The organism is Streptomyces naganishii JCM 4654, from assembly GCF_014650575.1.
In the GTDB taxonomy this organism is placed as follows: Bacteria; Actinomycetota; Actinomycetes; order Streptomycetales; family Streptomycetaceae; genus Streptomyces; species Streptomyces naganishii.
In genome coordinates, this window is the sequence record NZ_BMVF01000042.1 from 1 (window position 1) to 8,900 (window position 8,900).

General features: G+C 65.5%; 7 protein-coding genes. All 7 read right to left on the bottom strand.

The features are described from left to right. Positions 1-260: 260 nt before the first annotated feature. Entirely contained in the window at positions 261-1,151 is an 891-nt protein-coding gene (locus tag IE217_RS34150) for a hypothetical protein (protein WP_190181850.1), read from the bottom strand. 200 nt (positions 1,152-1,351) lie between these two features. Beyond that, positions 1,352-2,686 (bottom strand): SMODS domain-containing nucleotidyltransferase, encoded by a 1,335-nt coding sequence (locus IE217_RS34155; RefSeq protein ID WP_190181851.1) that lies wholly within the window; start codon positions 2,684-2,686, stop codon positions 1,352-1,354. Next, a complete protein-coding gene (locus tag IE217_RS34160) occupies positions 2,683-3,834 on the bottom strand; it encodes an SAVED domain-containing protein (protein ID WP_190181852.1) in 1,152 nt (383 codons plus the stop codon). The genes IE217_RS34155 and IE217_RS34160 overlap by 4 nt, the downstream gene beginning before the upstream one ends. Positions 3,835-4,009: 175 nt before the next feature. After that, positions 4,010-4,900: a TniQ family protein gene (locus IE217_RS34165; RefSeq protein ID WP_190181853.1), complete on the bottom strand. Its 891-nt coding sequence runs from the start codon at positions 4,898-4,900 to the stop codon at positions 4,010-4,012. A 17-nt stretch (positions 4,901-4,917) separates the two neighbouring features. After that, entirely contained in the window at positions 4,918-5,967 is a 1,050-nt protein-coding gene (locus IE217_RS34170; RefSeq protein ID WP_190181854.1) for a TniB family NTP-binding protein, read from the bottom strand. Beyond that, positions 5,958-8,045, bottom strand: coding sequence for a TnsB C-terminal domain-containing protein (locus tag IE217_RS34175; RefSeq protein ID WP_190181855.1), 2,088 nt, complete (start codon positions 8,043-8,045; stop codon positions 5,958-5,960). The genes IE217_RS34170 and IE217_RS34175 overlap by 10 nt, the downstream gene beginning before the upstream one ends. Next, on the bottom strand, positions 8,011-8,900 hold an 890-nt coding region (locus tag IE217_RS34180; RefSeq protein WP_308432806.1), incomplete at its 5' end, for a TnsA-like heteromeric transposase endonuclease subunit. The genes IE217_RS34180 and IE217_RS34175, both read right to left, overlap by 35 nt.

Sequence of the window (8,900 nt, forward strand, 5' to 3'; positions counted from 1 at the left end):
TCTGAGACGTCCGGACCTGAGACCGTCTCAGTTTGCTCCGGGTACCTGTCTACCGTGGCGGCATCCGCAACTTGCTGGGGTCCGGTGCTGATCGCTCCTGCTCCGTGAGCGGGACAGGTCCGACGCTCGCACGACGGTCTCGACTTCGATGCGCAAGCAGAGTCGTACCTCTCGTAGGGACGTCCAGGGCCAGCGCAGATGGGTCGGGGGGCGCCTTCGGCTGTCCGGTCGGCGAGCGTCGAGTGGATACGAGGGGCGTCTCAGTTCTGCGTGGGCTCCCCGTCCTGGGAAGGACGGAAGAGCACGTGGCTATGGTCGGGGGGCGTCCCCTGAGAGGGGGCGATTGCGGGTGTGCGCGATGCGCCCAGAGCGCGGGGGATCACCACCCGGTTCTCGCCGAAGTACCGCCGGATGGAGTCCTGACGTGTCGTACGCATCCACAGCGGAGCCCCGATAAGGATGCGGCGGACGCCCTCCAGCTCCGGCTCCACCCGAAAGTCCCACCGACCCGGCGTGAGCACCACGTCCCTGTAGACGAGGGCGACGTACTCGGTCGCGTCGAACCCGAGCAACGTGTACGCACGCGTCTCGGGACGCCCCAGGTGATCGGCGGGATCGGTGTAAATACCCTGCGACAAAGCGACCTTGAGGATCTCCACAGCAAGCTGCTCCTCGTCGAACGGAAACTCGCGTCCCGTCCGCGTGCTCACCTCTGCACCCCGGAGGGCGATGAACTCCTCGATCATCGGGGCCGCCGACGAGGTCCACCCGCCGACAGAGTCCTCCTCCGGGACGGCGAACCCTCTCAGGTTCTTCAGGCTCCCGAACAGGCAGAGATCAACGCGGCCCTCCCGCGTGACGGCCTGCGTGTGAATCACGGCGGTGCGCTGCTGAAGACGGTGCTGCGGATACCCCCACGTCTGGAACTCTGCCACCTCTGCATGGCCTGATCCCTGCACGAGTTTCCCAGAGGCCAAGGTGCTGAAGTCCGTGATGATGGACTTGCGGAGCTTCTTCTTCAGCTTCTCGGCGATATCGAAGGTGGTGTTTTCCTGGTCCCTGCCAGCGAGGCTGACGCCGTTGCCCGCCAGACCGAGATTGAGAGCGGGCTTGATGCGGGGGTCCAGCCGTACCCCGTTGTCGTCGATCACCTCGGTGACGAGGCGCTGGGACCAGTAGACGTACCGGCCTACGGGCTGAGGCAATGCCTACCTCCGTTGGGAATCGGGCTCGGTCCGAAAGCCGCAGCCACACAGAAGGAAGGACGAACAGGGCCGGCGCGAGGTTCCCGCTCAGCTCTGCCCGGGGTTGGCCCCGTCGTACGACCACGAAGGGTCACCTGATCTTGAGCTCAGCTGATGATGACGTCGTGGTGATCAGTGGCTAGGACACGCCCGTTTTTGACGATGTAGACCTCCACATAGTGTTGTCCTTTCCAAGATGTTGACTCCTCGCGGGTTCTGCTTCGGTTCTCATCGAGGACGATCTCGCCTCGGAGTTGATCGCGCGCAGCGGCTTCGGGGCCGCGATTCCTGACCTTCCAATAGAGGTCGTACGGCTCTGGAACATCGGTGGTGATTGTGAAGCGCAGGCTATGAAGGACGCTCACTCGACGGAGGCGGCGCAGGGGTCCGTGCCGAAAACCACTCTTCGGGAGAACCTGAGCGTTGATCCGTACTTTGTATCCTCCTCGCCAGCTGAAGCCAAACTCTTCGATGTACTGCTCGTGCGGGGCGCGAGCTTCGCGGGTCGGTTGAATATCCGAAGATGCCGTCAGGGACTTCTGAACCGGGCTCGGTTGCTGGAACGAGTCGCCAAAGACGCGCTGCCATGCTGCAAGGCTCAGCGCTTTGTCCTCCTCGTCGTAGGCCTCGGTTACCCATGAGCTATACAGCTGGATCTTCTTTCGGAAATTCTCGTATTGCTCCTGGTTCCAGCGGTGGTTGAACGTTGTCTCCGGACAGCTTGGGTCGGCGAGGGTTGGCATTAGCGGGTACAGGTCTAGCCAAGCGCTCAGATCGGCCAGAATTACCTTTAGGGCTGTGGGAGTGTCGCTGTAGCGCGTAGCTTCATGCCAGGTTTGGATACGTTCGCCAAGTAGAGTTGTGAGAATTACGGACGGTACGCTGAAAGTCTGCTTGTAGTCTCGGATGTACTTCAGCAGTCTGATGACGCGACGCAGTTGGCCGTTCGCCAGACTGTCCTTCTCCTTCATCCAGTCGGTGAAGCCCTGAGGATTGGTATCCTCGAAATCATTCTCGGCATAGTTGACGATGACCTCGCGGCCGTCCGACAGAGTGATGTAGGGCACCACGTCGACATGGCAATCACCCGCGTAGACGATGCGGCAGCACCGGTTCTTCTTGGTGACCTTTGACTTGTAGGTGGCGGATCGCTTGAACGCAGCCCGAACCTCCCGCAAATAGTCCTTTGGCTTCCAGTCCTCCACCTCATCCAGATGGAGGAGGGTGTCTGCGTCAAACTCATGATTGTTGAATGGCTTGATGATGGTGCGGTGAGCCCAGGAACCCTGCGGGATGTGCGTTTTGTAGAGATCGCCGATCTGACTGTCAGCCTTCAGGGTTGATGTAATCGCGGCCACGCGGTCGTCGAGTTGATCGAGGCGTGTCTGGTTGAGATTCACAGTGTTTGTAAGGAATGCGCTGAAGTAGGCCAGCAGTTTCATGAAATCTCCAGCGCGACTGTGTAGCGTCCGTCGGTTCGGTCGTAGATGGCCAGCTTCGAGTGCACATGAGCGTCGTGAACCCGTCCCAACGCCACGGCTGCCGAAACCGGGGCGGCGGCTAGAACGTGCAGGATTCGCATGTGCTTGTGCTGGGCTTCCATGCTGGAGAGCATTGAGCGCAGCGAGTTTGTGAATTCGCTCAGCGTTTCCAGGGAGTCGATTACATCGACGGAGGGCACGCTGCCTGCAGGGTTGATCACCCAGCGTGGTAGTTCCTGGAGATTCTCGGGAAGTTCGTCAGCCTGGATTGAGCCGGAGATGTTGAGTACCAGGACTCCCTCCTCGGCGTCCTGCGGGGGGTTCTGCGGTGAGGTAGTGGTGAAGCTCGTGCTGGGCGCCGGGTTGTCGGGCCAGTTCCAGGCTTCTGTACTGCGGTGCCGTTGGTAGATAGTGACGGCAAAGGTGTCGTCGAGGCGCGAGCCGAAGTAGACGAGCAACGGCAGACGCGCGAAGCCGAAGACGCTGACGTGTTGCACGGTGTCCTCGCGCAGTGCTTCGGCGAGTCGACGTTCAAGAATCCGATCGATCTGCCGCTTGCACTGTTCCCAGTAGGCCGGCTCGGACTCCCCCTCTCCGATCACGTTACGGAGGTCGATCTCGAAGCCGTCGCCGTGCAGGCTCAATGGGAAATCGGGGAACCGCCCCTCTGAGCGGATCACCGCCTCGGCGGCCGTCGGCTTGGTCAGCTCAACTTCGTAGCCCCGCACCGGCCCGATCAACCGGATCACCGCGGTTCCGTTTTGAGGGCTGAGGCCAGTCATGCGCCGAATCCATGCCTCGCGCTCGCGCTTGATCGTCCGCAAGCGCTCCACTGTCATGAGGTCGAGTGACCCCTTGCGGTCGATCTCGTTGTGCTCACCTCGACACAGAAGCATCAGGTTGTCAGCGAGGTCGCGCTTGTCTTCCGGGAGCGGGTCCATGCCCCGTGGAGAGCCAGGTGCTACGTCACGGCCCACGATGTGGGCCAGTTCCCCGAGGGTGAAGTCCTTGTAGGTGAGCTTGCCTTCGAGCAGGTAGTTGCCGCAGAACTCGCAGCGTCCCCCGGCGCGGACCCAAGCCTTCAAGCGTTCTGTGTCAGAGATGGCCATATGCCCTCTTCTCGCGATCTTCCCATCGAAGACGGAAGTACATACAGAGAAGCACGCGCCACTGACAGCCGGTGGCCGTCGGCATGATCACTCTGATGCGCAGTGGCCGCGCCGGGCGTCGCCGTAGGTGGCAACACGGTCGAACTTGGCAAGCACCGTAAGAGGCCCACGGTTTTCAGGTGGCCTTGGTCTCGCGCAAGATCTGCGTGACACGGCGGATCATGGCGCCGGTCTTACTGGGGAGGGCGGGCAGGTTGGTGGCATAGGCGGGGTGGCTTGGTGGGAGCCGTCGCGTGAACTCCTTCATGAAGCGGTCGACATCGCTGGGGAACATGCTCTCGGCGAGGAGGGATCGCCAGGCAGGGGAGGCGACCAGCGACATCATGGTGACGGCCGCTGGATAGGCCGCCGCGTAGAGCTGTGGCCCCCAGGACAGGTAGGGGCCGCGGGGCTTGGCGAGTCCTAGGTCGAGGGCGTCCGGGATGAGCGTGTAGTGATGCGCCGCGAACAGTTTCCAAAGGGCGCCGCCGGTCCGAATGCACTCAGCCGCGACTCTCTCTCCATGGCGTCGGACGAGGCGGTGGTGGCGACGCTGAGCCCAGAGGGTTTCCGGCATCTGCGCGAGTTCAACCTGTTCGCGCGTGACAGTGACGGCTTCGCCGATCCAGAGCCTGTGCTGGAGGCAGGCGTGGGTGTAGACGGGGATCCAGGCCATGACGTGCTGGCCTGGCGTTCGGGTGGCTGTGCAGCGTCGGCAGGCCCAGCGCCGTCGGAGGCGCATGGATACGACCGGCGGCAGGGAGCGGCCCAGGGCGCTCATGGCGTGCTCGTGTCTCCAACGCAGTTCCGGCAATGCATGCCAGAACGTCTCCCGGGGCAGGCCGGTGAGGATCGTCAGACGCCGCAGAAGCGCGGTGACGGAGTCGTCGTCGTGCGCCAGCCAGCGCGAGGGGGTGTGGAGACGCTCGGTGGGGATGCGGTTGGCGTGGGCCAGCCGCTGGCAGTACGAGTTCAAGGTCTCGTTCGGGAACGGGGGGAGGGGCTGGGGCAACGGCCGGAAGATCACAGGCCGAAAGGGTGTGCTCATCCAGCTGATCTCCGAGGAGTGGACTGGCCGGGCTGAGTGGATTCACTGCTGTGGTCGATGCGGATCGTGGTCAGGACGGAGCGAGTGATGCGCTCGCTGCCATCCAGGATCGCGGTGACGGCCGCGGCGCGGATCAGGTGGGAGAGGCTTCCGATCATGCCGCCGGTGCGCTGGTGGAGATACTTCGACAGCCGCACCAGGGTTCCGGGTTCGTGCTGATGCAACCGCAACGTGCCCTCCAGGCTGGCCACCAGCGACCGCCATTCGGCGTTGAGCGGGAAGGGGCCGGTGCGGAGGAGCACGCAGCGGCCGGCGAGCTGGCTGCCGCGGATCCCGGCGAACAGCCCGGAGTGTTCGACATTGATCCCGGCATATACGAACGTGGCGGGCAGGTGCTCCGTGAAGTACTTGAGATGGTCCGACAGCTCCTCGCCTGCGATTGTTGCGTGGTTCATCAGGTGGATTTCGTCGACCAGTACCAGGTCCGTCCTGGCCTCGATCAGCACTTGGCAGACAGCGCTGGTGACGTCGGTCGTGTTGTGCCGCGGCGTGATGAGCGGCAGACCGAGGAATCGGGCGAACTCCATCGCTAGCTTGCGGGGTGAGCCGCGGGGAGGAGCGGTGATGTAGACGACAGGGATGCGGTCGCTGCCCGGATAGCGTTGCCGGACGCGCAGCTCATGGAGGCGAGCGAGCTGCTTGAGGGCGGTTGTCTTGCCGGTGGTCCACTCGCCGGAGACGATCAGTCCGCGACGAGCCCCATGTTCGCGTTGGTTGAGCAGGGTCAGCAGGCGGCCCTGGTGAGCGATCTCCTTGACCGTGGAGGTCCGCACGACTTGGAGTTCGGAGTGGTAAGCGATGCGAGCCTCGTCGTAGGCGTCCCTCTGCGCCCCGTCCAGCGCCTGCCACCGGTCGTCGGGCAGCAGGTAGAACGTGGCGGGATCGGCGTCCACGAAATGCCGCCACCCGGCGAGCGTGGTGGACGGGTCGGTGCGTGGTTCCCCGGCCGGGGCCTCGTCGTCCGGCTCGGGCGGTTTCACCACCATCGTTCGGCCTCCTTCCGGGCGTCGAAGATCTCCAGCGGGATGACGTCGGCGAGTTCGTTGTCCGCACCCTCACCGGTGTCGTCTTTGCCGGACTCGGGCGCGTCCGGGGGTGTCCGGGGCCGGTCGGGCGCACTGGTGGTGCGGGTGCGGGCGGCGACCTTGCGATCCCTGCGACTGCCCCGCTTTGGCTCCGCCGGCATGGCCGCGGACTCTTGTGGTCCGTCGCTGGCCCGATCCAGCAGCGCGAGGGCGGCCTGGGCGATCTCCTCCTCGCTGACAGGATCGGTGCCGCGCCGGGCCAGAATGCGGCGGGCATGGTCCCAGACCAGCTCGCCCATGGGCGTCGGGGCGGTGCGAAGGTGCCGCCAGACAGCGGTGATCCAGCCGCCTTGGCGGTGGTTGCGTACCCAGACGCGGGAGATGTCATAGGGGTCGTAGTGGACCTCCCAGCTCCGCCCGTCAGGGCCCATGCCGGAGGGCTGCCGACGGAACGGGTTCAACTCCGTACTGTCGTAGGTGCGGTGGTTGATGCGGATCCCATAGGAGTTGATGGTCCGCCAGTGTCGGGGCAGAAGCTCGATGTACTCATCGGGGCTGAGCGCGACCGGGACGTGCCCGGCGGCTGCGACCAGAGCGGCGTACTTCTCGTTCGGAGTCAAGGCTTTGCCGGGCATCAGCGGATCGCGGAGCCCGGCGTGCGGCCGGTTCTGCCATTGGACGATCCATTCCTGCAGCAGTTCTTGGAGTTGGTGGATCGTCCAGAGGGCCTCTGCGGCCGGATCGGTGCCGCGGTGCTCGGTGCTGCGTCCTTTGTAGCCGGGAAGATGCTGGACGAACATCGTTGCCACCGAGCCCAGCGTCTTCTCGATATGCGGCTTGTCCGTCGGCGTATCGGGGTGAGCGGGCTGGAAGGAGATGCCCAGCGACTGGCAGGCCGAGCGGAACGTGTCGGAGATATAGGCCTTGCCCCGGTCGCAGACGATCGTCTCCGGCACGATCACCGGAACGGCTGCCGCCTGGGCCAGCCGCTCGTCCAGCGCCATGAGTGAGGCGTGCGGCAAGACCGAGCGGGACATCCGCAGGGCGTCCGCCCAGCCCGGACGCATCGGCTCCGGTGTCATCGCCCGGGCCAGCAGCAGGGCTGCGTCCACCGCCTTCGTCGACGGCCGCAGCACCGCCGCGGCCAGCGTGCGGGTCGCGATGTCGACGATGCCGGTCAGCTCGACGGTGTCCACTGTGCCGTCGTCGTGAACGACCAGCACGTCCAGCGGAGTCGAGTCGATCTCCATCACCTCGCCCGGCCGGGCCGCGGTGAGCTGGCCGAACATGCCGTCCGGCTGCTTGGCCAGCGAGCGGCGGGTGCGAGCCGAGCCCAGCGTGTGCCGCCCGGAGCTGACCGCACTCAGCAGCCGGTAGAACGTCGCGCGCGACGGCAGCGGCACCACGCCGGGGCCGTGTTCGGCCGCCAGGAGACGTTCCATTCGGCGCCTCAGCACCTGCGCGGAGACTGTGGACCGGTCGGTCTGCTCGTCCACGATCTTCCGAAGGGCCTCGACCGCCCGCCGGTCGGTGCGGCCCGTGCCATCCGAGACGGTCCGCAGCCGCGGGTCGACCAGCCCGAGCACTCCCTCCCGTTCGAACCGGGCCCGCATGTCCTGTAGGACGGTCAGCGACACCGCCGTCCCCGCCGCCGCCAGCTCGGCTGCCTTCGCCAGCTCCCGCTGACGCAGGGACCAGACCGCCGGGTCGTACTCGGGTTTCACCGGGCCGTGCGGATCGTCCAGGGGCCGCCCGGTGAGCATCTCCACCAGGTGCCGCTGCCACCACTCAGCCCGCTCAACCGCCCTGGCTGGGAGTCCTTCCAGGGCTCCAACCGGTGGGACGACCGTCCGCACCGAGGCCGGTGTGACCACCTCGAAGCCGGTGGAGGACAGCAGATGGGCAAGCATCACCACGCTCGCTGACTGGCCCTCGTCGACCAGCCGGACCGCAGTCCCCTCCAACGCGGCGACCGTATGCAGCCGTCCGTCGAAGCGGACGAGGTCACCCGCTCGCAGCAGCCGCGGACGCGACGGCATCCCCGCCTCCCTCCCGCACTTCACCGTGCCGGACCTGCGTGTCCGCCGACAGCAGCCCGCTCTCCAAGTCCGTGGTCAGAACTCGGCGCCAGAGCAGGTGGAACAACACCGGCAGCACCGCGATCTGATCACCCACCCTCCGAGCCCCGTCCAATAGACCGGCGCCGTCAACGAATATCTCCACCAGGCGATCGGCGACGTCAGGGCGGTGTACCCGCGGATGCCGGTAGCCGGCCAGCCACCGCACGTTCGCCATCAGCACCGCATCCGGCGTCCCCACCCGGGCAAAGTCCCAGCCCACCGACCGGCAAGCCGCCGCAGTCACCGCGAACTTCACCGCGTCCTGCGGCTCGATCCGCTCATCAGGGCGTACGTCCACCACCAAAGCCGTGCCGTCGGCCCGGCGGACGAAGAAGTCCGGCGTGTGCCGCACCCGCTTCCCTCCCAGATCCGCCCAGGACAGCCGGAACGGCTGTGAGGACATGCTTGTCACCAGCGGGTCGAAGTCGAGCAGCATCAGGCGATCACGCTCCAGCCACGACTCGTAGCCCACATGCCCGCCACACGTCGCCGACCAGTACCAGCCGCACCAGTTGCCCTGCCCCCGAAACGCCGGAAACCGGCGCTCAGGCCGTACCGACTCGAACCGGACCGACCACAGACACCCCAGAGGCCCGCGCTCACGGACCCCGCCCGCGCTGACGTACTCCAGCTCGATGTCCTCTGCCGACACCTCACACGCATCCATCCGGGCCTCCGGAACGACGCCGACCAGCCACGACGACCGTAGACAGAGCCGCAGCGGCGTACCCGGAGAAGACCGAGACACCCCACTAAATGCCCGGAGATGACTGA

What these genes read in the sequence shown, in the direction of transcription:
- IE217_RS34155 (WP_190181851.1), bottom strand. Translation starts at nt 2,686, where the DNA reads ATGAAACTGCTGGCCTACTTCAGCGCATTCCTTACAAACACTGTGAAT.
- IE217_RS34175 (WP_190181855.1), bottom strand. Translation starts at nt 8,045, where the DNA reads ATGCCGTCGCGTCCGCGGCTGCTGCGAGCGGGTGACCTCGTCCGCTTC.
- IE217_RS34170 (WP_190181854.1), bottom strand. Translation starts at nt 5,967, where the DNA reads ATGGTGGTGAAACCGCCCGAGCCGGACGACGAGGCCCCGGCCGGGGAA.
- IE217_RS34160 (WP_190181852.1), bottom strand. Translation starts at nt 3,834, where the DNA reads ATGGCCATCTCTGACACAGAACGCTTGAAGGCTTGGGTCCGCGCCGGG.